We start from the raw sequence: 25254 nt of genomic DNA, 5'->3' as shown, positions 1-25254 counted from the left end.
GCGTGTATCCGGTCGAGTAGTCTCTTCGGGTACCCGTGTGCGCGCTCGACGCGTGTAGCACCAGTACACACCAACACATCCCGTCCCTACGATGAAACCTGTCCGGAGCCACCTACCACATGCCAAGCCCCTCCATCACCTCGCCGCAAGTAGCCATCAACGACATTGGCTCGGCCGAGGACTTCATGGCCGCGATCGACAAGACCATCAAGTACTTCAACGATGGCGACATCGTCGAGGGAACGATCGTCAAGGTCGACCGTGACGAAGTCTTGCTCGACATCGGTTACAAGACCGAAGGCGTCATCCCTTCTCGTGAACTCTCGATCAAGCACGACGTCGACCCCTCAGAGGTTGTGTCCGTCGGTGACGAGATCGAAGCGTTGGTCCTCACCAAGGAGGACAAGGAAGGCCGCCTGATCCTGTCCAAGAAGCGCGCTCAGTACGAGCGCGCCTGGGGCACGATCGAAGAGCTCAAGGAAAAGGACGAGGCCGTCAAGGGCACCGTCATCGAGGTCGTCAAGGGCGGCCTGATCCTCGACATCGGCCTGCGCGGCTTCCTGCCCGCCTCGCTGGTGGAGATGCGTCGCGTCCGCGATCTGCAGCCGTACATCGGCAAGGAGATCGAGGCCAAGATCATCGAGCTCGACAAGAACCGCAACAACGTGGTTCTGAGCCGTCGGGCCTGGCTCGAGCAGACGCAGTCCGAGGTGCGCAGCGAGTTCCTCAACCAGCTGCAGAAGGGTGCCGTCCGCAAGGGCGTCGTGTCCTCCATCGTCAACTTCGGCGCCTTCGTGGACCTGGGTGGCGTCGACGGCCTGGTGCACGTCTCCGAGCTGTCCTGGAAGCACATCGACCACCCCTCCGAGGTCGTCACGGTCGGCGACGAGGTCACCGTCGAGGTGCTCGACGTCGACATGGACCGCGAGCGGGTGTCGTTGTCGCTCAAGGCAACTCAGGAAGATCCGTGGCGCCACTTCGCGCGCACCCACGCGATCGGCCAGATCGTGCCCGGCAAGGTCACCAAGCTGGTTCCGTTCGGTGCGTTCGTCCGCGTCGAAGAGGGCATCGAGGGCCTGGTGCACATCTCGGAGCTCTCCGAGCGCCACGTCGAGGTGCCGGACCAGGTCGTGCAGGTTGGCGACGACGCCATGGTCAAGGTCATCGACATCGACCTCGACCGTCGTCGCATCTCGCTGAGCCTCAAGCAGGCCAACGAGGACTACACCGAGGAGTTCGACCCGTCGAAGTACGGCATGGCCGACAGCTACGACGACGCGGGCAACTACATCTTCCCCGAGGGCTTCGACTCCGAGACCAACGAATGGCTCGAAGGCTTCGAGAAGCAGCGTGACGAGTGGGAGGCCCGGTACGCCGAGGCCGAGCGTCGCCACAAGATGCACACCGCGCAGATGGAGAAGTTCGCGGCAGCCGACGCGGAGGCGGCCAGCAGGCCTGCCACCGCCAACAGCTCCTCGTCCTCGACGTCGTCCAGCTCGGGTCCCGAGTCAACCGGTGGAACGCTGGCCAGCGACGCACAGCTGGCCGCGCTGCGCGAGAAGCTCGCAGGCAACGCGTAACACGTAGTACGACAGGACGCCCCGGCTCGCAGGAGCCGGGGCGTTCGTCGTCTGCGGAGGCGTGGGGTCTGCGCCGAAAGTGAAGAGATGCGCGTGTTTTCGTGGATTTGACGCCAACTCCTTCACGTTCGCAGCCGCCTTGGGCCGTGACGTAGCGCCCTGACAGACTGTGCCCATGCTTCGAATCGGGTTGACCGGCGGCATCGGCGCCGGAAAGTCGACGGTGTCGTCGACGTTCAGCGAGCTCGGCGGAATCGTCGTCGACGGTGACGTCATCTCTCGCGAGGTGGTGGAGCCCGGCGCCGAGGGCCTGGCCGCCCTGGTCGACGCGTTCGGAGAGGACATCCTGCAGCCCGACGGGACGCTGAACCGTCCCGCTCTGGCGGCGATCGCCTTCGGCGACGAGGAGAAGCGCAAGACGCTCAACGGCATCGTGCATCCGTTGGTCGGGAAGCGGCGTGCCGAGCTGATCGACGCGGCACCCGCCGACGCCGTGATCGTCGAGGACATCCCGCTGCTGGTGGAATCGCAGATGGCGCCACTGTTTCCGTTGGTCATCGTCGTGGACGCCGACCCAGAGGTTCGAGTGGCGCGACTGATGCAGCACCGCGGCTTCTCCGAGAAGGACGCCCGCGCCCGCATCGCAGCCCAAGCCAGCGAGGAGCAGCGCCGCGCCGTGGCCGACGTGTGGCTCAACAACGCCGGCACCGCCGAGGAGTTGACGGCGGCCGCCCACGCGCTCTGGGAGCACCGGATCGCGCCGTTCGCGCGCAACATACGGGAGCAGACCCCCGCGCCGTCGCTGCCGCGGTTGGTGGCCGCCGATCCGACGTGGCCCGACCAGGCGGCCCGCATTCTGGCTCGGCTCCGCACCGCCTGCGGGCACCACGCGATCCGCGTCGACCACATCGGGTCGACCGCCGTGCCCGGCCTCGACGCCAAGGACGTCGTCGACGTGCAGGTGACCGTCGCATCGTTGGACGTCGCCGAGGAACTCGCCGGCGCGCTACTGGCGGCCGGCTATCCGAGGGTGAACGGCGTGACCGAGGACGTGGCGCACACCGACGAGACCTCGACGTGGCAGAAACGACTGCACGCCTCCGGTGATCCCGCTCGGCCGACGAACGTGCATCTGCGCGTGGACGGCTGGCCCAACCAGCGGTTCGCACTGCTCTTCCGCGATTGGCTGATCGCCGACGAGACCGCACGTGCGGAGTATCTGGCCGTCAAGCAGGCGGTGGCCGCCGATGGTCACCAGAGCACCGGTGACTACGCCGAGGCGAAGGAGCCGTGGCTGGTCGACGCGTACCGCCGAGCGTGGGAGTGGGCGGACGCCGCGGGATGGACGCCCTGACCGAAGCTCAGGCGGCCGGTGCCGGAGCGGTCTCGGCTGGGGCCGGCTCGGCCGGTGCGGGTGCGGGGTCGTCGATCGGGGCGGTGTTGCCCGTCGGGAAGTTGCTCACGGTGCCACAGCTGAGCACGCCGTAGCCGGGGTCGTCGTGCTGCGGTGTCAGTCGGGGGGCGACGAACTGATCGGCCTCGGCGATGATCTGGTCGTTGACCATGATCTCGCAGTGCAGGCTGGCGGAGTACGGCCACTGGATGGCGACCTGCATGCCGGCCTTCTTGGTCTGGGTCACGACGCCGGTTGCCTCGAACGTGCGGCCGGGCACCATCGTCGGCGTCGCGGTGTTCACCTGGTCGTCGGCGATGGCGTAGCTGATGGTGGCACCCCTCGACACGCCGTCCACTCGCGCCCGGTAGACGACGTTGTAGGGGCCGGGGCCCAGGTCGACGGTGACGTCCGGTGGTGGGGCGGGGGCGTCGGCAGACTGCCCGGTCGCGTCGGGGTCGGCCAGGGCAACGGCCGGCAGCGTCTGGGCGCCGAGCAGCAGGGCCGCGGCTGCGCCAGCCACCAGCGCACACTTAGTCAGGCTCATGAAAAGGGACTTTACGCTCCCCTCCAGGTGAGGGCCATTTCGTGGTGTGCCAACCACGCGTCGACGTCGTAGCCGTTACCGGCGAGACCGTCGATCGCGGACGCCGCCGTCGCAATCGCCGCGGTGGCGGCCGTCGGCGTGACGAGTCCCTCGCGAACCGCCTCGACCAATTCGTCGACGTCGAGGAGGTCGACGCCCTGACCGGTCCGGACCACCAGATCGAGGTAGTGGTCCTCGGTGCGCCACACCTCGGCGTCGACGGTCACGGGCCCGACGTCGAGGTACAGATCCTGGGCACGTTCGTAGCCAGGATTGAAGTGGAAGACCGAGATTCGGAGGCTCAGCGACGGCAACAACCACGATTCGAGGTAGTGGAACTGCGCCCGACCCGGGGTCGGGCGGGCCATGTAGAGGCCCCAGGGTCGGACGTCGTAGACGTCGACGTCGCGCACGATGCCCTTGGGATCGGTGTTGGTGCGCGCGACGACGTCGAAGGTCTCGCGTTTGGGTGGGTGGATTTCGCCAGGGTAACGCCTGCGGAATCGAACTTGTCGGTGGTTGGTTCTAACCTGGTGAACATGGCTTTCGCTACCGAATATCCAGTCGTCGCGCACTCGGAGTACCGAGCGGTCGACGACGTCGTGCGCGTGGGCGGCGACTTCCAGGTCGTCAGCGAGTACTCGCCGGCCGGCGACCAACCCGCGGCCATCGCCGAACTGGAACGCCGCATCAACGAGGGGGAGCGCGACGTGGTGCTGCTTGGCGCCACGGGCACGGGAAAGTCGGCGACCACCGCGTGGCTCATCGAGCGGCTGCAGCGGCCGACGTTGATCATGGCCCCGAACAAGACCCTCGCCGCGCAGCTGGCCAACGAGCTTCGAGAGATGTTGCCCAACAACGCCGTCGAATACTTCGTCTCGTACTACGACTACTACCAACCCGAGGCGTACATCGCGCAGACCGACACGTACATCGAGAAGGACAGCTCGGTCAACGACGACGTCGAACGGCTCCGGCACTCCGCGACCCACAATCTGCTGTCCCGCCGCGACGTCGTGGTGGTGGCGTCGGTGTCCTGCATCTACGGTCTCGGCACCCCGCAGTCGTACCTCGATCGCTCGGTCGAGCTGAACGTGGGCGACGAGGTGCCGCGCGACGCCCTGCTGCGGCTGTTGGTCGACGTGCAGTACACCCGCAACGACATGGCCTTCACCCGTGGGTCGTTCCGGGTGCGCGGCGACACCGTGGAGATCATTCCCAGCTATGAGGAGCTCGCCGTCCGGATCGAGTTCTTCGGCGACGAGATCGAGGCGCTCTACTACATGCACCCGCTGACCGGTGACGTGGTGCGCAAGGTCGACTCCCTGCGAGTGTTCCCGGCCACCCACTACGTGGCGGGTCCCGAGCGGATGGCGATTGCGATCGCGAGCATCGAGAAGGAGCTCGAGGAGCGGCTCGCCGAGCTGGAGGGCCAGGGCAAACTGCTCGAGGCGCAACGGCTTCGGATGCGCACCAACTACGACGTCGAGATGATGAAGCAAGTCGGCTTCTGCTCGGGCATCGAGAACTACTCGCGGCACATCGACGGTCGCGGCCCGGGCACCGCCCCGGCCACCCTCCTGGACTACTTCCCGGAGGACTTCCTCATGGTCATCGACGAGTCGCACGTGACCGTGCCGCAGATCGGCGGCATGTACGAAGGCGACATGTCGCGCAAGCGCAACCTCGTCGACTTCGGCTTCCGACTGCCGTCGGCGGTGGACAACCGGCCGTTGACCTGGGAGGAGTTCGCCGAGCGGATCGGGCAGACGGTCTATTTGTCGGCGACCCCGGGGCCCTACGAGCTCAGTCAGTCCGGCGGCGAGTTCGTCGAGCAGGTCATCCGTCCCACCGGCCTGGTGGACCCGAAGGTCGTGGTCAAGCCCACCAAGGGCCAGATCGACGATCTGATCGGCGAGATCCGCAAGCGCACCGAGATCGACGAGCGCGTGCTTGTGACCACGCTGACCAAGAAGATGGCCGAGGACCTCACCGACTATCTGCTCGAGCTCGGCATCCGGGTGCGCTACCTGCACTCGGAGGTGGACACGCTGCGCCGCGTCGAGTTGCTGCGCCAGTTGCGGCTCGGTGAGTACGACGTGCTGGTCGGCATCAACCTGCTCCGAGAGGGACTCGACCTGCCGGAGGTGTCGCTGGTCTCCATCCTCGACGCCGACAAGGAGGGCTTCCTGCGCTCGGCCCGCAGCCTTATCCAGACCATCGGCCGCGCGGCGCGCAACGTCTCGGGCGAGGTGCACATGTACGCCGACAAGATGACCGACTCGATGAAGCAGGCCATCGACGAGACCGACCGTCGCCGGGCCAAGCAGATCGCCTACAACGTGGAGCACGGCGTCGACCCGCAGCCGTTGCGGAAGAAGATCGCCGACATCCTCGACCAGGTGTACCGCGAGGCCGACGACACCGACGCCACCGTGGACGTCGGAGGCTCCGGTCGCAACGCATCCCGCGGGCGGCGCGCCCAGGGCGAGCCCGGTCGCGCGGTCAGCTCCGGCATCGTCGAGGGACGCGACACGGCGAACATGCCCCGGGCCGAACTGGCCGATCTCATCAAGGAGATGACCGCTCAGATGATGACCGCTGCGCGGGACCTGCAATTCGAGCTGGCGGGCCGCATCCGCGACGAGATCGCCGACCTGAAGAAGGAACTGCGCGGCATGGACGCCGCGGGCTTGAAGTAGCCGTCGCCCGACGCGCTTGATCTCAACCTCGGTTGAGCTCGTACGGTGAACCGGTGACCCAGACGGACGACGCGCAAAGCCACGTTCCCGCCGCGGGCTGGCGCGATCTGCTGGGACCGAAGCACCTCGGCGCGTCGACGGTCCTGGCTGGCGGCGTGGCGCTCTACGCCACCAACGAGTTCCTCACCATCAGCCTGCTTCCGAGCGCGGTGGCCGAGATCGGCGGCCAGCGCCTCTACGCGTGGGTGACGACGGTCTACCTCGTCGCGTCGGTCGTCGCGGCCACCACCGTGAGCGCGGTGCTCACCAAACTCGGTCCGCGATGGGCCTACCTCGGCGGCCTCGGCGTGTTCGCCGTGGGCAGCGCGTCATGTGCGGTAGCGCCCAACATGGAGTTGCTGCTTCTGGGCCGCGTGGTACAGGGCGCGGCGGGTGGATTGCTCGCCGGCCTGGGATATGCGGTGATCAACACTGCGCTGCCGCAGGCGTTGTGGACGAAGGCCTCGGCGCTGGTCTCGGCCATGTGGGGCGTGGGAACGTTGGTGGGGCCCGCCGCCGGCGGCTTGTTCGCGCAATTCGGTTCGTGGCGCTGGGCATTCGAGCTACTGGCCGTGCTGACCGTGGCGATGGCCGCCCTGGTCCCGTTCGCGTTGCCAGGCCGCGCGGTCGGTGTCGAACGTCCCGCTCCCGACCGCATCCCGGTGTGGTCGTTGACCCTTCTCGGCGCCGCGGCCCTCGCGATCAGCGCCGCCGGCATCGCCCGCAACCTCGCCGTGACCGGCGGTCTCCTGACCCTCGGGGTGATTATGGTCGCCGTCTTCCTCGTCGTGGACCGCAACACCAGGTCGTCGGTGTTGCCCCCCATGACCTTTCGGCCCGGTCCGCTGAAGTGGATCTACCTGACGCTCGGCGTGCTGATGGCCGCGACGATGGCCGACATGTACGTGCCACTGTTCGGCCAACGGCTCGCGCACCTGGCACCGGTCACGGCCGGCTTCCTCGGGGTGTGCCTGTCGGTGGGGTGGACCGTCGGCGAGATCGCCAGCGCGTCGCTGACCAAGGTGCGCCTCGTCGTCACGGTCGTCGCGTGCGCACCGCTGGTGATGGCGCTCGGCCTGGGCATGGCCGCCGCGAGCCAGTTCCAGGATGCGTCGATGCTCCTGGTCGCGGTCTGGGTAGCCGCGCTGGTGATCGCCGGCACCGGTATCGGTGTTGCGTGGCCGCATCTGTCCGCATGGGCGATGGGCAGCAGTGCCGACCCGGCCGAGGGTCGCACCGCCGCCGCGGCGATCAACACCGTCCAGCTGATCTGCGGCTCGTTCGGCGCCGGCCTCGCCGGCGTGGTGGTCAACCTGACCGATCGTGGCGACGCGACCGCCGCGAGATGGTTGTTCGCAGCGATGGCACTGCTCGCGGCGCTCGGGGGTGTCGCCTCCTTCCGCGCCAGCCGCGGGCGGACGGTCCTCTAGTCCGGGTCGTCGTCGAGCTGCCGGATCGCGGTCACGCCGTCGATGCGGGCCAGCAGGTTCGGCGCATTGAGGATGCCGTTGCCCGACAAGGTCAGAAGCACCCCGCCGGTGGGATCGGCTTCGAGCTCGGCGAGCTGCCAGTTGCGTCGTTCACATGCTTGCAGCAGCGCGGTCATGACGCCGCGTCCCTCGTCGTAGCTCACGTGCACCCGGATCGAACCGCTCAGACGGTTGGCCAACCGTCGAGCCAGCGGCATGAACCCCAGGATGATGAGGAAGTGCATGGCGGTGACGGTGCACGCGAGCAACAGCAGACCCGAGCCGGCCGCCATGCCGATCGCCGCGGACTCCCACACCGCGGCCGCCGTCGTCAGGCCGTGCACCGACCCGCGCCGGAAGATGATGATGCCCGCGCCGAGAAAGCCGATGCCCGAGACGATTTGGGCCGCAACGCGGGACGGGTCGACGACGACGAGACCCTCGACCAGGACGTCTTGGAAGCCGTACTTGCTGACCAGCAGGATCAACGCCGCCGCGGTGCCGACGATGGTCTGGGTTCGCAGTCCGGCACTCTTGCCCTGGATCTCGCGTTCCAGACCGATCAACGCGGTCAGCCCGAAGGCCACGAACAACTCGACGATCTGCCGGGTGCCTTGACCCGGGCCGCCGAAGAAGGGCGGATCGGCCAGCCAGAGATGCATGCGCACAAGGTATCGCGTCGTGGCCTAACGATCATGGCGATCCAAACGGTGGGTTGCGCGCGGATGCGATGGCAAGGTCGACTCCAACGCGGGTGTGGCTGAGTGGCTAGGCACCGGCCTGCAAAGCCGTTTACACGGGTTCGAATCCCGTCATCCGCTCGCGTTCTCCGGGCCATACCCGGACGCCTGCCGAGTCAGAGTCGGCACTGCGGCATGATGCGTGGGTGAGCTCCTTCACGCCGTCGCTGGCCGAGATCGTCGCCACGTTGCAGGTCGACCAGCTCGACGACGACCTGTTCGTGGCCACCCAACTGGACAATCCGGCGCATCACATCGTCGGCGGTCACATCGCCGGGCAGGCGCTGATGGCCGGGAGCCGGACGGCGCCCGGCCGCACGCCGCACAGCATGCACGTCTACTACCTGCGCGCCGGTGACGCGTCCCGGCCGGTGGACTTCCACGTCGTGCGAGCCCGCGACGGCGGGACGCTGGCCACCAGGAAGGTCACCGCCAGCCAGGACGGCGAGGTGCTGCTCGAGGCGCTGTCGTCCTTCAGCACACCCGTCGGCGGCCTCGACTACCAGGCACCAGTGTCCGAGGTGCCCGACCCGGACTCGCTCCCGTCGGTCGACGAGCAACTCGCTCCCTATGCCCACGAACTCGGTGGCTACTGGGTTCGCTCGCAGCCTTTCGAACGGCGATACGTCGATGCGCCGCCCAGGCTGGCATTGGAACTGCCCGAACCCTCGCCGCACATCCGAATGTGGTGGCGACCAACCGAACCCGTGCCGGCCGATCCCATCCTCCACAGCGCGCTGCTGACCTACCTCACGGGCACCACCATGCTGGAGACCGCGGTGGCGATGCGTCGCGCCACCCCGGCGACTACCTTCAACGCGCTGATCGATCACGCGCTGTGGTTCCATCGCCCGGTCGACCTCTCCGACTGGGTGCTCTCGGATCAGTTCTCGCCCAGCGGGATCGACGGCCGCGGACTGGCGACCGCCACCATGTACAACCGCTCGGGCGAGGTGGTCTGCATCGCCACCCAGGAACTCTACTTCGGTCGACCCAAGGGCGATCCCGAGGGCGATTAGGTCTCGTCGGGTGCGGCCGACCGTCCGTCCCAGCGCTTGATACCGGGAATGACGACGTCCAGCAGTTCGAGCGCCCGCGACACGGTCTGGTCGACGACGTCGTCGAGTGACCGCGGCAGGGCATAGAACGCCGGGACGGGTGGCATGATGATCGCGCCGTTGGCGGTCGCCCGTGCCATCAGGTCGATGTGACCGGCGTGCAGCGGCGTCTCCCGCAACAGGAGCACCACCCGGCGTCGCTCCTTGAGACATACGTCGGCCGCGCGCACCGCAAGCTCGTCGTTGTAGGAATTGGCGATCCCACTGAGCGTCTTCACCGAGCAGGGCGCCACCAGCATGCCGGTCGTGACGAACGAGCCCGACGACACCGGAGCGCCGATGTCGCGAGGATCGTGGTGGCGGTCGGCCAGCGAGCGCACCTCGTCGAGACCGTAATCGGTCTCCTGGGCGATGGTCCGCCGACCCGAAGGCGTGACGATCAGATGGGTCTCGACGTCCTCGACCTTGCCCAGCAACTCCAACGCGCGGATTCCGTAGATCGCGCCCGAGGCTCCGGTGATTGCCACGATGACGCGTCTCACATCAGATCCTCCACGAATCGTGCTGCGGCGGAGGCGATCACGGCGATCGCGTCGCGCTCTTCGTCATCGAGTGCGGCGCCGACGACGACCGTCATCGCCGCCGTGGCGCGGTGGCCCGCGGTCCCGGAGACCGTCGGCGCCTCCAGTCGAGCCACGACCGTCGACAGTTCGTCCAGTTCGATCATCTCGGCGTCCAGTTCGACCGTCTTGACCTGGGCTCGCAGTGCCGCGGTGCTGGCGTTCGGGGCGGGTGGCGGCCCGTCCTTCAGCCGCCGCCGCACCGTACGCAACGGAACGACGACGTCGTCTCGCCACGACCGCACCCGGGCGCGCGCGTGCGCGACGTCGGATTCCGTGAGCGTCGAACCGCGCACCGTGGCGACGAAGGCGGCCAGCAGCAGGATGTTGACGTCGAGGTTGCGACGGTCCTGAAGCAACACGCAGGCCTCGGCGACGCCGGGGGCACCGTGCACCCCGACGGCAAACCCGCGGAAGTCTTCGTGGGTGTCAATCATCGAACTCCGTGCGCGGTCGGGGGTCTCCTGTCAAGATGAACCACGATTGACCTTGATTTGCTGCTCACCTTCTGTCGACGAGTATGGGGCATACTGCTGTGCCGTTCCACGATTTTCGAGAGTTCCTCGATGCGTTGCGCAAACACGGCGAACTGATCGACGTCGACAGACCCGTGGCGCTGGAGTTCGAGGTCGCCAAGGCGCTGCGCAAGAGCGCGTCGGTTGCTGGTCCGGCCATCGTCTTCAACCAGACCGGAACCGACTTCCCATTGGTGGGGGGCGTCTACAACTCGAGAGCAAAGGCGCTGATCGCCTACGAAAGCGACGAGGACGCCGTGATGGGTCGCATCCTGGAGGGGCTGGCGCGCCGGATCGCGCCCGTCGTCGTCGACGATGCGCCCGTGCACCAGAACGTCATCCTGGGAGCGGACGTCGACCTGACGGCGTTGCCCGTGCCGACCTACAGCCCGGACGACGGCGGCCCCTACATCACCCCGGGCATCGTCGTCAGCCGCGACCCCGAAACCGGTGTGCCCGACATCGGCCACTACCGGTTCGAAGTCGTCGACGCGCACACCCTGTCCTTCCTCGCGATGCCCAACCACCGCTTCGGGAAGAACTTGGCCAAGGCCGCGGCGTTGGGCCAGCAGACCTTCCACGCCGCGTTGGTGATCGGCGTCGACCCGATGCTCGCCTACACCGGTCCCATCCAGGTGCCCGACGACACCGACGACTTCGAGGTTGCCGGCGGACTGCGCGGGGCACCGGTCGAGTTGGTGAAGTGTCGAACGATCGATCTCGAAGTTCCTGCGCACGCCGAGTTCGTCGTCGAGTTCGAAGTGGACTTCGCCACCACCGTCTTCGAGGGCCCTCTCGGCGAGTACACGGGGTACTACACACCCGGTTCGATGAAGCCGATCGCGCGTCCCCTCGCGCTCACTCATCGCGACAAGCCCTACTTCCAGGCACTGCTGACGGGCAAGCCCACCACCGAGAACCACGTCCTCAAGCAGTTGGCGTTCGAAGCCTCGTTCCTGAGGTCGATGCAGCAGACCTTCCCGACGATCGAACGCGTCGCCATACCGCCGTCGGGTGGGGTGAACTTTCGCGTCGTGATGGCCATGCGTCCCCGCTTCGCCGGTGAGGCGCGCAATGCCATTCTCGCCGCGATGGGTTCCAACGTGCGGCCCAAGACGGTCATCGTCGTCGACCCCGACGTCGACGTGCAGAACTCCGGAGAGGTCGAGTGGGCCTTGGCCTTCCGGTCGCAACCGGCTCGCGACGTCATCATCGTCGACCACCTGCCCGGCGGCCCGCTGGACCCCACGTTGGACGAGTCTCTACCACCCGACCGCCGCACCGGTTCGGCCCTCGGCATCGACGCGACGTACCCCTACGGCACCGTGGTCAAGGTCGCGGGCGACGCGTGCGGACCCTCGGTCGCCGAACACGGGCGCGAGTTCGTCGAGGTGGCCGACGTGCCCGGTTGGCGCGACTACGACTTCCCGGAACTCGACGGAGGCAAGTAGATGGTGCATCAGATCGAGCACGAGCTGAGGATCTCGTCGTCTCCGGATCGGGTATTCGAGGCGCTGACGACCCTCGAGGGTGTCAAGGGTTGGCACACCCCGACCGCGACGGGCACCGGCGAAGTCGGCAGCGAGTGGGTGTTCACCTTCGCCGACCATCCCGAATTCGCCTGGGTTGTACTCACTTCCGAGCCCAACCGCGAGGTCGGGTGGCGATGCACCCGTGGCCCCGGTGATTCGGTCGGTACCACGGCGACCTTCGTCCTGTCCGAGACCGACGACGACAGGGTGCTCCTCGAGCACGTGCATGCCGGCTGGCCGGGGACGCACGGCAACTTTCGCAAGTGCAACACCACCTGGGGTGTCCTGCTGCATCACCTCCGCACGTTCGTCGAGACCGGCACCGCAGCAACAGCATTCGAATGAGGGGCCTGCCATGCCGCAACAAAGCCTGAGTGACTTCGTCGACGACATGGAGAAGGCGGGGCTACTCGTCCGGGTGACGGAGGAAAAGCGGGTCGACGAGCTGCCCGCCGTCATGGAGGCACATCCGCTGACCGCGGTCTTGGTGGAGAAGGTCACCGACTGCGAGTTCCAGTTCCTGGCCAACGCCTATTCGAACCAGGATCAAACCGCATGGGCACTGGGCTGCGCCAAGAGTGAGACGGGCCGTCGCATGGTCGAGCTCGGCAAGGGCCGGATCCCGCCGGTGGTGGTCGACACGGCGCCGTGCAAGGAGGTCATCCTGCTCGGCGACGACGTCGACCTGACCCGCTTGCCGCTGTTCCTGCACCACGACCGCGACGGCCACGCCTACACCAACGACAACCTGGTGGTCAGCAAGCACCCCGACACCGGCGTCTATGACTGGGGCATCTATCGCAGCATGTTCCGGTCGAAGACCGAGAAGATGTTCGACATGACCTGCACGTCGCATCGTGCACGGTTGAATGCCCAAGCGGCACAGGCCAAGGGCCAGGATCTCGAACTCGCGATCGTGCTGGGCGGGCCGCTGGTGGACAAGGTCGCCGCTCTGACGGGGGTGCCGCCGGGCACCGACGACTTCGAGGTCCTCGGCAACTTCTACGGCCACCCCGCGAAGTTGGTGAAGTGCGAGACCGTCGACCTGTTGGTACCGGCCAATGCGGAGATCGTCATCGAGTGCCGGCTGATGGCCACCGAGGGGTTGACCCATGACGAGGGGCCCTACGGCGAGTTCACCGGGATGTACGGCGGTGGCATCAAGGCCAACTTCCGAGCCGTGGTCACGGCGATGACGTTCCGCAGGGGCGGCATCTTCCAGCACGCGACCATCGGCGGAGAGCACCCCTGGTACACCGACAACATGCTTCAGCTGCCGATGATCGAATCGGACCTCTACGGTGGCCTCGCGATGGCCGGAATCGACGTCAAGGAGGTGCGGGCGCCGCTGGGCGGGCTATCGAACATCGCCTACGCGAAGATCAACACGCGCGGCGCGGGTGACGCGAAGCAGGCCCTCGGCGTGATGCTGACGTGTTCCAAGCAGGGACTGCCGAAGATCGCGATGGTGTTCGACGAGGACGTCGACATCTGGGACGACAACGCGGTGCAGTTCGCGATGGCGTTCCGCTACATGCCGCACCTGGACACGGTGACCATCGGAAGCGGCAACACGATGACCGTCGACCCGATGATCGCCGAGGATGCCGCGCCGGGAACGGCCTCGAAGATCGGTCTCGACTGCACCATTCCGATCGGGCCGAAGTTCGTCCGTTCGCACTTCGACCGCAGCACGGTCTTCGAATTGGGCGACCCACCCCCGGATGTCGTCGCACTGTCCGAGGAGCAATTGACCGCAGCGATGGAGACACTCATCCGCAAGGCTCCCCGCACCTGGAAGGAGATCCTGCAGCACTTCAACGGTCAGCCCTATCGAACGGTGTACGGGGCCTTCAGCAATCTCCGACACCGGCTGGGGCGCTGCGCCGACGAACCGTGGTATCGCTACACGTTCTCCGACACCGACTTCGCCGTCACCGTCGATGAGGGCGCGCCGTCGAACTTCGACCCGCGGCACCGCGACTGATTCTCGGTCCCCAAAGTCGTTGCGGGCGTGCCCGTTCGATCCGTTAGTCGGCCCTGCCGATGACCTGGCTCACGTTCGAGCCACCGAAGCGATCCGGCCCTCGCCAGGTCACGAGTCGTAGGGTTGCTCACCGGCACCGGCGTTCCGGTGGCGGCTACCGTTACGATCAGCCCGGCAGCACCAGTGCCATCCGAGCGAATCGGCCCGTGCCGCCTGGCGAAGGGCTACTGTCTCGGGTGGCTTGGCAATCGACACTGGAGGGCATGAATGGGCGCCTATCAGACCGTTTTGGTCGGCACTGACGGTTCGGATTCATCGCTGCGCGCGGTAGACCGGGCTGCGCAGATCGCCGCAGGGGCGGGCGCGAAGCTCATCGTGGCCACGGCGTACTTCCCGCAGAGCGAAGACTCCCGGGCCGCCGACGTCCTCAAGGACGAGGGATACAAGATGGCGGGCAACGCCCCCATCTACGCGATCCTGCGCGAAGCCCGCGACCGTGCCCACACGGCCGGCGCCAAGGACGTCGACGAGAAGGCCGTCGTCGGTGCCCCGGTCGACGCCCTGGTCGACCTCGCCGAGGAGATCAAGGCCGACCTGCTGGTGGTGGGCAATGTCGGCCTGAGCACCATCGCAGGCCGGCTGCTGGGCTCGGTGCCCGCCAACGTGGCACGTCGTTCCAAGTCTGACGTCCTCATCGTCCACACGTCCTGACGCGTCGGTCCGGGGGCCTACCAGCCCCTGGATCCCGGGATGCCCTTGAACGGGCCCTTCACCCAGCTGGTGATCCACCCGCCGTAGAAGCCACCGGGTTGCGCCTCGACCCGTTCGCCGTTGACGGTGCAGCGGTCGACCTGCGCCGCCATCACGGCGACGGCGCCCGCGATCGCCTCGAAGCCCCGTGTGGGTTCGAAATACGTCCAGCCGGCTCGTTCGGCCAGGTGGTCGCCCGCGATCAGATCGAAGTAGGACGCCACGCCCTTCCACTCGCACCACGACGATCCCGGCGCCGGGCGCAGGGCGCCGTCGCGGAACGCCGACGCGGGAATGTAGTAGGTCGGTGGATGACTGGTCTCGAGGACCCGCCATCCGCGGTCGGTCGAGGCGATGGTCTCCCCGCCCAGCTCCACGGTGATCGAGCCGGCGAACGTCTCCAGTCGAGGGGGCCGCGGGTAGTCCCAGACCGACTCCTCACCGGGACGGATCTCGTCGGGTTTCGGCCAACCGCTCACCAGCCCCGCTCCTTCCACTCGCCGACGTGGGGCCGTTCGGCGCCGAGGGTGGTGTCGTCGCCGTGACCCGGATACACCACGGTCGAGTCGGGGTAGACGTCGAACAGGCGCGTCGTCACGTCACCGAGCAACCGCTCGAAGTCGCCGTCGCGCCACGTCTTCCCGACACCACCGGGGAACAGGCAGTCACCGGTGAACAGATGCACGGCGTCGCCTGCGGCAGGGCCGCGCAGCGCCAGAGCCACCGATCCCTCGGTGTGGCCCTGAAGGTGGATGACGTCGAAGGTGAGCTCACCGACCTCGAGGGTGTCGCCGTGGGACAGGATGCGGTCCGGCGGGACGGGCAGCGGTTCGGCGTCGAGTTGGTGCGCGGCGGTCGGGACACCGGTGGCCCCGGCCACCTCGGCCAGTGCCTGCCAGTGGTCGCCGTGCTGATGCGTCGTCACCACCAGCGACAGCGTCGGGGCGTAGCGCTCGACCAGGTCCAGCAGGACGGCGGCGTCGTTTGCGGCGTCGACGAGTAGCGTCTCACCAGTCTGGGAACACGTCACCAAGTACGCGTTGTTGTCCATGGGACCGACCGAGGCCTTCAAGATCGTCGCACCCGGCAGGGTTCGGCGCGCCGCCGTGCCGGGTTCGACGTGGCCGGTGTAGTCGTCGGCGACGGAAGTTCCTTGGCCAGTCATGACTCCCACGGTACGGGGTGGGCCGGGACGCGGCTCGGACTTGTCGGGGGTTGGACATACCATGAGCGCGGTGCGCTTCGAGCGGGTTGGGGCGCACCATCGGACCAGGAGAGATATCAGTTGGCTGACCGCCTGATAGTCAAGGGTGCGCGCGAGCACAACCTGCGAAACGTCGACCTAGACCTGCCGCGCGATTCGTTGATCGTCTTCACCGGGCTGTCCGGGTCCGGCAAGTCGTCGCTGGCCTTCGACACCATCTTCGCCGAAGGCCAGCGCCGCTACGTCGAGTCGCTCTCGGCGTATGCACGGCAGTTCCTCGGGCAGATGGACAAGCCGGACGTCGACTTCATCGAGGGTCTCTCGCCCGCGGTGTCCATCGACCAGAAGTCGACCAACCGCAATCCACGCTCGACCGTCGGGACCATCACCGAGGTCTACGACTACCTGCGCTTGCTGTACGCCCGCGCCGGCACGGCGCACTGTCCGGTCTGCGGCGAGCGCATCGCCCGGCAGACGCCGCAGCAGATCGTCGACCAGGTGCTCGCCATGGAGGAGGGCACGCGGTTTCAGGTGCTCGCCCCCGTCGTGCGCACCCGCAAGGGCGAATTCGTCGACCTGTTCGAGAAGCTCAACTCGCAGGGGTACAGCCGGGTTCGCGTCGACGGCGTCGTCCACACCCTGACCGACCCGCCGAAGTTGAAGAAGCAGGAGAAGCACGACATCGAGGTGGTCGTCGACCGCCTCAGCGTCAAGGCGAGTTCCAAGCAGCGCCTCACCGACTCCGTCGAGACGGCGCTCGGTCTGGCCGACGGCATCCTGGTGCTCGACTTCGTCGACGCGGACGAGGACGCCCCCCACCGCGAGCAGCGATTCTCCGAGAAGCTTGCTTGCCCGAACGGCCACGCCCTGGCGGTCGACGACCTGGAGCCGCGGTCGTTCTCCTTCAACTCCCCGTACGGTGCGTGCCCCGAGTGCGCGGGGCTCGGCATCCGCAAGGAGGTCGACCCCGAACTGGTGGTGCCCGATCCCGAGCTGACGCTGGCCGAGGGGGCCATCGCGCCGTGGTCCATGGGGCACAACGCCGACTACTTCACCCGCATGCTGGCGGGTCTCGGCGAGGCACTGGGCTTCGACGTCGACACCCCGTGGCGCAAACTGCCCGCCAAGGCTCGCAAGTCGATCCTCGAGGGATGCGACGAGCAGGTGCACGTGCGGTACAAGAACCGCTACGGGCGCACCCGTTCGTACTACGCCGATTTCGAGGGCGTGATGGCGTTCCTGCACCGCCGCATGGAGCAGACCGAATCCGAGCAGATGAAGGAACGCTACGACGGCTTCATGCGCGACGTGCCGTGTCCGGTCTGCGAGGGCACCCGGCTCAAGCCCGAGATCCTCGCCGTCACGCTCGCGGCGGCGGACGACGCGAAGTCGATCGCGCAGGTGTGCGAGCTGTCGATCGCCGACTGCTCGAAGTTCCTCAACGCGTTGACCCTCGGCGTCCGCGAGCACGCGATCGCCGGGCAGGTGCTCAAGGAAGTGCAGTCCCGGCTGGGCTTCCTGCTCGACGTCGGACTCGACTACCTGACCTTGTCGAGGGCGGCGGGCACGCTCTCCGGCGGTGAGGCGCAACGCATTCGGCTGGCCACGCAGATCGGCTCTGGCTTGGCCGGCGTGCTCTACGTCCTCGACGAACCGTCGATCGGCCTGCATCAGCGCGACAACCGGCGGTTGATCGACACGCTGGTTCGGCTACGGGACCTGGGCAACACGTTGATCGTCGTCGAGCACGACCTCGACACCATCGCCCACGCCGACTGGGTGGTCGACATCGGACCCGCGGCGGGGGAGCACGGTGGTCACATCGTGCACAGCGGCACCTACGCCGATCTGCTGACCAACCCCGAATCCATCACCGGTGCATACCTTTCCGGCAAGGAGAGCATCGAGGTTCCGGCGATCCGGCGTCCGGTGGACCGCAAGCGCCAGCTGACGGTGGTCGGGGCGCGGGAGAACAACCTCAGGGAGATCGACGTCTCCTTCCCTCTGGGCGTGCTGACCTCGGTCACCGGCGTGTCCGGATCGGGCAAGTCCACCCTGGTCAACGACATCCTCGCGTCGGTGCTGGCCAACAAGCTCAACGGCGCCCGTCAGGTGCCCGGTCGCCACCTCCGCATCAACGGCGTAGACCAACTCGACAAGCTGGTCCGCGTCGACCAGTCGCCGATCGGCCGGACGCCGCGATCTAACCCCGCGACCTACACGGGGGTGTTCGACAAGATCCGCACGCTCTTCGCGGCCACCACCGAGGCCAAGGTGCGCGGCTATCAGCCGGGTCGTTTCTCGTTCAACGTCAAGGGCGGGCGCTGCGAGGCATGCTCGGGTGACGGCACCATCAAGATCGAGATGAACTTCCTGCCCGACGTCTACGTGCCGTGCGAGGTGTGCCACGGCGCGAGGTACAACCGCGAGACCCTCGAGGTGCACTACAAGGGCAAGACCATCTCCGAGGTCCTCGACATGCCGATCGAGGAGGCCACCGACTTCTTCGAGCCGATCACGTCGATTCACCGCTACCTCAAGACCCTGGTCGACGTCGGTCTGGGTTACGTGCGACTGGGGCAGCCCGCGCCGACGCTGTCCGGCGGCGAGGCCCAGCGCGTGAAACTGGCCGCCGAGCTGCAGAAGCGATCCACCGGGCGCACCGTCTACGTGCTCGACGAACCGACCACCGGTCTGCACTTCGAGGACATCCGCAAGCTGCTCAAGGTCATCAACGGCCTGGTCGACAAGGGCAACACCGTCATCGTCATCGAGCACAACCTCGACGTCATCAAGACCTCGGACTGGGTCGTCGACATGGGTCCCGAGGGCGGCGGCGGAGGCGGCACGGTCGTCGCACAGGGCACCCCGGAGGACGTGGCCGCGGTCGCGGAGAGCTACACCGGGCAGTTCCTCACCGAACTGCTGCCGCAACCGGCACCTGCGAAGAAGCGGCGCAAGGTCAGCGCCTAGCGACCGCGCCAGACTTCGTCACGGGCGAGGGAAATCGCGGTGCGATGCGCACCCCGCCCAGCCAGTCGGTGAGCTCGTCGGCCTCGTGCGCCAAGGCCTTCGAGGCCGTGGCGTCGACGGCCTCGACGAGGCGGACGACGACTCGGCCGTCGGCGTCCTGGGTCCATGCTCCGACGATGCGGCCGTCGCACCACGCGGTGGGTCCACCGTTGCCGTTGCGGTCGAACACCTCGGCCTCGTGCGCGCCGAGGTACCAGTCCCGTTGCTTCCAACCCATCGTGGTGACGTCGAGGCCGGGCAGCAGCGCACACCACCGCTCGGACGAGATCTCGGGTTCGAGGTCGTCGGCCAGCGCATAACCCGGCGTCCCGGCCAGGTCGACCTCGACCGCACCGACGTCGCGCAGACCGTCTCGGGTCCAGCCGAGCGTCTGGCCGAAGAACCACTTGACGTCGGTCACCGTCGCCGGCCCGAACCTCCGAAGGTACGCTCGGAGCAGCGCCACCCGCCCCGCGTCGTGGTCGAGTTCCGCCCCGCGGTCCAGCCACCGGGTCGCCGACGTCCACTTCGGACGCGAGGTCGTCCACCCGCCGTCGTTGGGGCCGCGGACGATGTGACCCTCGACGCCCAGCACGGTCAGGACGCGGGGCGAGATGGGTCCCTCGACCCCATAGGCCTTGCCGGGAGCGGGGTTGTAGGTGCCCGCCAACTCGGGCAGCGCGAGCCGGAGCTCCGAGGCGCTGGCGTGGCCGTGTACGTCGAGGTGGGCGCGGACCGCTCGGGCGGCCCGCGACAACCAGGCGTCACCGTCGTCGGCGATTCCCGCCTTGACGACGTCGGCGACCAGCTTCTTGCGTTCGGTGGCCGCGACGCGGTCGCTCGCGGCCACCTGCACGGCGGGCAGGTCGGCGGTGTCGAACACCCACAGCGTGCGCCTCATCGCCAGATGCTTGACCACCATGCGGTCGGTGTAGAGGGCCGCATCGAGGTCGGCCACCCGAAAACCGTTGCAGCGGGCCCACAGTGAGAGGTAGGGCGTGGCCGGGTCGGTGGCGTGCAGACCGACGAAGGAGCTGGCGAGGTCGGCGATCGAGCGATCGGTGGACTCGGCCAGGAAGTGTCGCCGTCCCAGCCGGGCGCGTCGTTCCTCCACGGTGAAGGAGCGCACGACGTCAGGTTCGATCCGATTCGTCGCGCATCGAGGCCCTGATCTGCTCGAGACGGTCGTGAGCCGCGCGCTGCCGAGCCTCGTAGCGTTCCTCGACCTCACGGCCTTCGGGGGTCTCCGACGCCAGTTCCGACGAACCGACCGCCGTGCCGAGCCTGGTCTCGATCTTCTCGCGGACGGACTCGAAGGTCGGCACGCCGCTCTCGGTGTACCCGGTGTCCGGCGGCGCCGGGGCCCGCGGGTCGGGCACGATCTCCGCGTCCACGATGTCCTCGGGGTCTCCCACGCCTGTCACGGTACCGCCGCGATCGGCGAGATCGCGTCGTTCAGGTGACCATCACGGCCCGGGGCGTTAGGCCGTGCTCGTGCTCGACGACGTCGATCACGTCGTCGACCGCGACCCGCGCCCGCGCTCCGGTGTAGAAGAGCCACACCTCGGCCTCGATGTCGCCGGCCCGGCGAAGCAGCGTGGCCAGCTTCGCCAGGGCGGCGATCGTGGAGGTGCGACCCGAGTACTCGACCACCAGACACGGCGTGGCGTCGTTGCCGGTGGACGACGCCAGGATCTGGACGAGGTGGTCGCCGTCGAGATCGGCGTCACGGACGCGCATCGGCAGGAGATGACGGCGCGGCGGCGGCGCCGTCGCCGATCTGACGGGCACGCCGTCGGCGTGGTCGAACGTGCCGATCCTGGCGAGGAGGTCGGCACGCGAGCCGACGTTCTTGAGCACGATCGGCGTGATGGACAGTCGCGGCGGGTCGGTCGGGGAGGCCACGCGGCTGCGGTGCTGCGCGACGAGCGTGGCGGTGGTCTCCGCGTCGACGGGTTCGCACGAGTCGTCACGCCAAGCAAGTGGGCGGTACCGGGCGCGGTACTCCGCCGGGGTCTGCTTGAACCAATCGGCGAAGGAGCGAGTGAAGTACTTGACGTCGGAGAATCCGCACTGCGTCGACACGTCGCGCACGGTGTCGTCGGTGAGCAGGAGCAATCGTTCGGCGTGCATGACCCGAGTCGCGGTCAACATGCTGCTGAAGCTGAAGGCGGCCGTGTTCTTCACGAAGTGGGACACGTAGGACTTCGAGTAGTGGTGGGCGGCCGCGACGTCCTCCAGGGCGTCTCGGCTGGCCAGATGCGTCCGCATCGCGGCGACGATGCCGTGCAGCTTGGCCCGCTGGGCCTCGGTTGGCTCCCGGTCCCGTTGGTAGTAGTTCTCGATCGCGTAGCCGGTGCAGAGCAGCCGGACGAGGTCGGCCGCCCGCGTGTCGAGTCGGGCCGGGGACGGCGTGATCACGGCGAGGTCGACGACGTCGAGCAGGAACCCTCGCAGCAACTCCTCCTGCCGTCGATACCGGGGCAGGTCGAAGGACTCGCAGGCGAACATGATCTGGTCGGCGAACGGGTCGACCGCGGTGAACGCTGCGAGGTCGAGATGCACCATGGCCGTGACGTTTTCGTCGTCGCCCTCGAGCAGGTGGGGATCGAGGCGGTTGACCACGACGTAGTCGCCCGCGTCGAGGTCGAAGTCCTCGCTGCTGACTCGCACGTGCAGCCGACCCGCCAGCACGTACACGATCTCGAGTGCGTTGGGATGGGCGTGCAGCGCGGTGCGCCGAATGGCCTGCACGTCCGTGCGCACCCTGGCGCCGGACGCGTAGTCCGTCACCACGTCCAACATCGGTCAAACGTAGTCCTGCCGCGCGACGGTCGCGACGCAACCGATCAGCTGACGGGTTCGGTCGTCGACGCCGTCGCCTCGTCGTCCTCGACCATGTCGATCTCGGCGGGCGGGCGCCGGAAGCCCTTGGTGGAGAAGCCCAGATAGACGATGCCGAGCGCGAGCCAGACGCCGCCGAGGATCTTGGCCGAGACGTCGACGTTGACCAGCAGCGCCGCGCAGACGAACATGCCCAGGCCGGGGACGACGAGGTAGCGGATCAGATCGGTGCCGGAGCGGCGCCGGCCGCGGATGAAGAAGTGACTGATGACCGAATAGTTGACCAGCACGAAGCCGCACAGCGCACCGAAGGCCACCAGCGACGCGGCGGCCATCAGGTTGTCCGCGTAGAAGATCGCCGTCAGCGCGATCCCCGTCATCAGCAGGATGTTGTTGACCGGCGTCTGGAACCGTTCGCTGAGCACGCCGAAGAAGCGGCGGGGGAGGGCACCGTCGCGACCCATCCCGTAGAGGATCCGCGACGCCGCGGCCAAGCCGGCGATCGCACAGACCATGCTCGCGAGGTTGTCGGTCACGAGGAACGCCGTCGACAGCGCGTTACCGCCGAGACGGCCGAGCAGTTCGAAGATTCCCGAGTCGGGATCCTGAATCTCGTTGGCGGCGTTGGGCCAGGCAAGCTGCATGAAGTAGGAGATGACCGAGAAGCCGATGCCGGCGGCGATCGGAACGATCAGCACGGCGCGCGGCACCGTCGTGGCCGGGTCGACGGTGTCCTCGGCCATGGTCGAGACGGCGTCGAAGCCCAGGAACGACGCGGCCAGGATGGACGCGGCCCACAGCACCTTCGAACCGTCGAAGTTCGCGGCGTCGAACACCGCCGCGCCGTCGAACAGCGTGCCGGCGCCCCGTCCACCGGTGACGTAGACCGCCACGATGACGACCAGGGCCACCGAGAACAGGATTTGCGCCCCGATCACGACGGAGTTGACCCGGCCGGCGATCTTGACGCCGAAGACATTCGTGACGGCCCCGACGGCAGCGGCGAGCACGATCCACACCCACACGGGAACGGCGGGGACGAATTCGTTCATGTAGATGGCGACCAGCAGGTAGCACACCATCGGCAGCAGCAGATAGTCGAGCAGCATCACCCAGCCGGTGAGGAAACCGAGGTGGGGGTGAACGGCCTTGCGCACGTAGGTGTACGCCGAGCCGGCCACGGGGAAGGCCCGCACCATCGTCGCGTAGCTGTAGGCGGTGAAGAACATGACCACCGTGGTGGCGGCGTAGGCCAGCGCCATCATGCCGCCGGTCAGCGTCGTCACGATGCCGAAGTAGTTGAACACCACCGTTGGCGCGAGGTACGCCAGGCCGAACACCACCAGGTGCCGCAGTGTCAGGAGCCGCTTGAGTTCGGTCATCCGCTGAATGTAGGGAGTGCCGGGGTCGCCGCGACAGCACGATTCGGCTCGACCGACATGACGATCACGCTCAACCGACTGCACGGGGGTGTTCCGCCGCGCCACCGTGAGTAGCTTTCCCACGACGAGTGAGGAGAGCCGACGTGGCAATGGTGTTGACGAACGCGCGGGTGCACACCGCCGATGCGGGCCGGCCGCTGGCCGACACCGTCGTGGTCGAGGGCGGGAAGATCACCTACGTGGGCGAGCGCAGCGCGGGACCCGACGTCGGGTCCCTGCCGGTGTACGACCTCGGCGGGCGGACGGTGATTCCGGGAATCGTGGACGCCCATACCCATCCGTCGATGGTGTCGCAGAGCTTCTGGCACGTCCGGCTTCCGTGGACGACCGACGTCGCCGAGATCCTGCGGTTCATCGCCGACTACGCCGCCGAGCATCCGGTCTCGGAGGCACCCTTCCTGTACTTCGAGTACTACCCGAGCGCTACGTTCCGCGACGGCGGCCCCACGAAGGAGTTGCTCGACGCCGTGGTGTCCGACCGCCCGGTGCTGTGTCAAGACTTCAGCGAACACGAGCACTGGGTCAACGGCAAGATGCTCGAGCTGATGGGCGTCACCAAGGACACCCCGGATCCCGTGCCGGGGCTCGAGATGTTCGTGCGCGACGAGGACGGCGAGCCCACCGGACTGCTGCGCGAATTCGTCCATCGGCACTTCCTCGAGGCGATGTACGAGCGCATCGGGTGGACCCCACCCCAGGAGCTCACCCCGGCGCGCATCAAGCCATTCTTCGACTTCATGACCGACAATGGCGTCACGGCGGTGTTCGAGGCGCTGCTCGCCGACGAGCAGATAATGGAGTCGCTGACCGAACTCGACGACCGCGGCGAGCTGAACGTGTACTACCAAGGGGCCGTTCAGTTCACGAATTCGCGAGACCTTCCGACCGTGCTGACGCGCGTGGCAGACCTGCAGGCCAGATACGGCCGCCCCCACATCGGCGTAAACGCCGTGAAGCTGTTCCTGGACGGAACCAATGAGAGCGGCAACAGCGCGGTGATCGCCCCGCTCTGCAATCACGCACACGACCACTTCGGCGAGATCGGCATGGAGACCGAGGAACTCGAGCAGTGTCTGCTGCTGTGCAACGACGCGTGCGTCGACGTCCACGTGCATCTGGTCGGCGACCGCGCCTTTCGGGTGGCCTGCGACGCCGTCGAAGCCGCCCGGCGACGGATCGCGACTCGGGGTGACGCGTGGCGAATCCAGGTGACGGTGGCCCACTGCGAACTCGTCGACCCGGCCGACATGGTGCGGCCTGCCGAGTTGGGGATGTTGGTCAACTGGACCACGCACTGGTCGGGCGGGTACTTCGGCGAGGAGGCCAAGGAGCACCTCGGCGAGGAACGCTGGAATCGGATGTACCGCTTCAACGAGATCGCCGCGAGCGGAGCCACCGTGACCTTCGGCAGCGACGTCGTGACCGGTTACGAATTGCACAGAGCCGCGCCGATGTTTGGCATGCAGGTTGCCGCCACGCGGGTGGACCCGGAGTTTCCGTTGGATCCGGTGACCTACCCGGGCAGTGTCCGGCCGGCCTCGGACGCTCAGCTTCCACGCGAGCTGCTGCTGCAGGGCTACACCGTCAACGGGGCCACCCAGCTCCGACTGCAGGACGTGCTCGGTTCGATCACCGTGGGCAAGGTGGCGAACCTCGTGGTGTTGAACGGTTCGCCGTTCGACGTCGCGGCGGAGTCGCTGGGCAGCATCAAGTGCGACGCCGTCGTGTTCGAGGGGCGCGTGGTCTCGGGGTCGCTGTGACTGCGCCGTCGTGAATGTTGG

At 67.4% G+C, this 25254-nt stretch carries 22 protein-coding genes and 1 tRNA gene; 12 read left to right on the top strand and 11 right to left on the bottom strand.

What is annotated here, in order from left to right:
• Positions 1-119 precede the first annotated feature (119 nt).
• Positions 120-1580, top strand: coding sequence for a 30S ribosomal protein S1 (gene rpsA / locus ABZ195_RS12370; RefSeq protein ID WP_264040809.1), 1461 nt, complete (start codon positions 120-122; stop codon positions 1578-1580).
• Positions 1581-1755: 175 nt separating this feature from the next.
• Positions 1756-2934, top strand: coding sequence for a dephospho-CoA kinase (gene coaE / locus ABZ195_RS12365; protein WP_355217998.1), 1179 nt, complete (start codon positions 1756-1758; stop codon positions 2932-2934).
• A 7-nt stretch (positions 2935-2941) separates the two neighbouring features.
• On the opposite strand, the gene ABZ195_RS12360 is transcribed toward coaE, so the two are convergent.
• Together ABZ195_RS12360 and ABZ195_RS12355 are read right to left on the bottom strand one after the other, a co-directional pair.
• Entirely contained in the window at positions 2942-3520 is a 579-nt protein-coding gene (locus tag ABZ195_RS12360; protein WP_355217996.1) for a hypothetical protein, read from the bottom strand.
• Positions 3521-3531: 11 nt separating this feature from the next.
• Entirely contained in the window at positions 3532-4038 is a 507-nt protein-coding gene (locus tag ABZ195_RS12355) for a DUF402 domain-containing protein (RefSeq protein ID WP_355218518.1), read from the bottom strand.
• Between the two features lie 60 nt (positions 4039-4098).
• Between ABZ195_RS12355 and uvrB the strand changes: the two genes are divergently transcribed.
• Together uvrB and ABZ195_RS12345 are read left to right on the top strand one after the other, a co-directional pair.
• Positions 4099-6261, top strand: a complete 2163-nt coding sequence (gene uvrB / locus ABZ195_RS12350; protein WP_355217994.1) for an excinuclease ABC subunit UvrB — start codon at positions 4099-4101, stop codon at positions 6259-6261.
• A 53-nt stretch (positions 6262-6314) separates the two neighbouring features.
• The gene (locus ABZ195_RS12345) at positions 6315-7730 is read left to right on the top strand and encodes an MFS transporter (protein WP_355217993.1); all 1416 of its coding nucleotides are present in this window, start codon (positions 6315-6317) and stop codon (positions 7728-7730) included.
• Here ABZ195_RS12345 and ABZ195_RS12340 read toward each other — a convergent pair.
• Positions 7727-8431 carry an MgtC/SapB family protein gene (locus ABZ195_RS12340; protein WP_355217991.1) on the bottom strand — a complete coding sequence of 235 codons (705 nt, stop codon included), beginning with the start codon at positions 8429-8431 and terminating at the stop codon, positions 7727-7729. The genes ABZ195_RS12345 and ABZ195_RS12340 overlap by 4 nt on opposite strands.
• Before the next feature lie 88 nt (positions 8432-8519).
• Between ABZ195_RS12340 and ABZ195_RS12335 the strand changes: the two genes are divergently transcribed.
• A tRNA-Cys gene (locus ABZ195_RS12335) sits at positions 8520-8590 on the top strand.
• 65 nt (positions 8591-8655) lie between these two features.
• The gene (locus tag ABZ195_RS12330; RefSeq protein WP_355217989.1) at positions 8656-9528 is read left to right on the top strand and encodes an acyl-CoA thioesterase domain-containing protein; all 873 of its coding nucleotides are present in this window, start codon (positions 8656-8658) and stop codon (positions 9526-9528) included.
• Here the strand turns inward: ABZ195_RS12330 and ABZ195_RS12325 are convergent.
• On the bottom strand, positions 9525-10109 hold the full coding sequence (locus tag ABZ195_RS12325; protein WP_355217987.1) for a UbiX family flavin prenyltransferase: 585 nt from the start codon (positions 10107-10109) through the stop codon (positions 9525-9527). The two genes, ABZ195_RS12330 and ABZ195_RS12325, sit on opposite strands and share 4 nt — an antisense overlap.
• Entirely contained in the window at positions 10106-10624 is a 519-nt protein-coding gene (locus ABZ195_RS12320) for a TIGR02444 family protein (RefSeq protein ID WP_355217985.1), read from the bottom strand. The genes ABZ195_RS12325 and ABZ195_RS12320 overlap by 4 nt, the downstream gene beginning before the upstream one ends.
• Positions 10625-10707: 83 nt before the next feature.
• Here ABZ195_RS12320 and ABZ195_RS12315 point away from each other — a divergent pair, with 83 nt between their 5' ends.
• The 4 genes from ABZ195_RS12315 to ABZ195_RS12300 all read left to right on the top strand — a co-directional run bounded on the left by ABZ195_RS12315 (position 10708) and on the right by ABZ195_RS12300 (position 14932).
• Complete coding sequence (locus tag ABZ195_RS12315) at positions 10708-12153, top strand: UbiD family decarboxylase (RefSeq protein ID WP_355217984.1); 1446 nt, start codon at positions 10708-10710, stop codon at positions 12151-12153.
• Positions 12154-12579 (top strand): SRPBCC domain-containing protein, encoded by a 426-nt coding sequence (locus ABZ195_RS12310; RefSeq protein ID WP_355217983.1) that lies wholly within the window; start codon positions 12154-12156, stop codon positions 12577-12579. It begins immediately after the preceding gene.
• Positions 12580-12589: 10 nt separating this feature from the next.
• Positions 12590-14221 carry a UbiD family decarboxylase gene (locus ABZ195_RS12305; RefSeq protein WP_355217981.1) on the top strand — a complete coding sequence of 544 codons (1632 nt, stop codon included), beginning with the start codon at positions 12590-12592 and terminating at the stop codon, positions 14219-14221.
• A 267-nt stretch (positions 14222-14488) separates the two neighbouring features.
• The gene (locus tag ABZ195_RS12300) at positions 14489-14932 is read left to right on the top strand and encodes a universal stress protein (RefSeq protein ID WP_264040797.1); all 444 of its coding nucleotides are present in this window, start codon (positions 14489-14491) and stop codon (positions 14930-14932) included.
• Positions 14933-14949: 17 nt separating this feature from the next.
• Here ABZ195_RS12300 and ABZ195_RS12295 read toward each other — a convergent pair whose 3' ends face one another.
• Positions 14950-15450: a DUF427 domain-containing protein gene (locus tag ABZ195_RS12295; protein WP_355217979.1), complete on the bottom strand. Its 501-nt coding sequence runs from the start codon at positions 15448-15450 to the stop codon at positions 14950-14952.
• Positions 15447-16136, bottom strand: a complete 690-nt coding sequence (locus ABZ195_RS12290) for an MBL fold metallo-hydrolase (protein WP_355217977.1) — start codon at positions 16134-16136, stop codon at positions 15447-15449. The genes ABZ195_RS12295 and ABZ195_RS12290 overlap by 4 nt, the downstream gene beginning before the upstream one ends.
• A gap of 120 nt (positions 16137-16256) precedes the next feature.
• On the opposite strand from ABZ195_RS12290, the gene uvrA reads away from it, so the two are divergent.
• Positions 16257-19148 carry an excinuclease ABC subunit UvrA gene (gene uvrA / locus ABZ195_RS12285; protein ID WP_355217975.1) on the top strand — a complete coding sequence of 964 codons (2892 nt, stop codon included), beginning with the start codon at positions 16257-16259 and terminating at the stop codon, positions 19146-19148.
• On the opposite strand, the gene ABZ195_RS12280 is transcribed toward uvrA, so the two are convergent.
• Genes ABZ195_RS12280 through ABZ195_RS12265 form a run of 4 tightly spaced genes read right to left on the bottom strand, consistent with a single transcriptional unit; the run spans position 19138 to position 23413 of the window.
• Positions 19138-20316, bottom strand: a complete 1179-nt coding sequence (locus ABZ195_RS12280) for a winged helix DNA-binding domain-containing protein (RefSeq protein ID WP_355217973.1) — start codon at positions 20314-20316, stop codon at positions 19138-19140. The two genes, uvrA and ABZ195_RS12280, sit on opposite strands and share 11 nt — an antisense overlap.
• A gap of 4 nt (positions 20317-20320) precedes the next feature.
• Positions 20321-20602, bottom strand: coding sequence for a hypothetical protein (locus ABZ195_RS12275; protein ID WP_355217971.1), 282 nt, complete (start codon positions 20600-20602; stop codon positions 20321-20323).
• Positions 20603-20642: 40 nt separating this feature from the next.
• Positions 20643-21992 carry a helix-turn-helix domain-containing protein gene (locus ABZ195_RS12270; RefSeq protein WP_355217969.1) on the bottom strand — a complete coding sequence of 450 codons (1350 nt, stop codon included), beginning with the start codon at positions 21990-21992 and terminating at the stop codon, positions 20643-20645.
• Positions 21993-22036: 44 nt separating this feature from the next.
• Entirely contained in the window at positions 22037-23413 is a 1377-nt protein-coding gene (locus ABZ195_RS12265) for an APC family permease (RefSeq protein ID WP_355217967.1), read from the bottom strand.
• 149 nt (positions 23414-23562) lie between these two features.
• On the opposite strand from ABZ195_RS12265, the gene ABZ195_RS12260 reads away from it, so the two are divergent.
• Positions 23563-25233: an amidohydrolase family protein gene (locus ABZ195_RS12260; protein WP_355218516.1), complete on the top strand. Its 1671-nt coding sequence runs from the start codon at positions 23563-23565 to the stop codon at positions 25231-25233.
• Positions 25234-25254 lie beyond the last annotated feature (21 nt).

Origin of the sequence: Mycobacterium sp. NPDC006124 (genome assembly GCF_040614235.1) — a bacterium.
Classification (GTDB): domain Bacteria; phylum Actinomycetota; class Actinomycetes; order Mycobacteriales; family Mycobacteriaceae; genus Mycobacterium.
This window is presented reverse-complemented; position numbering and strand designations above follow the sequence as displayed.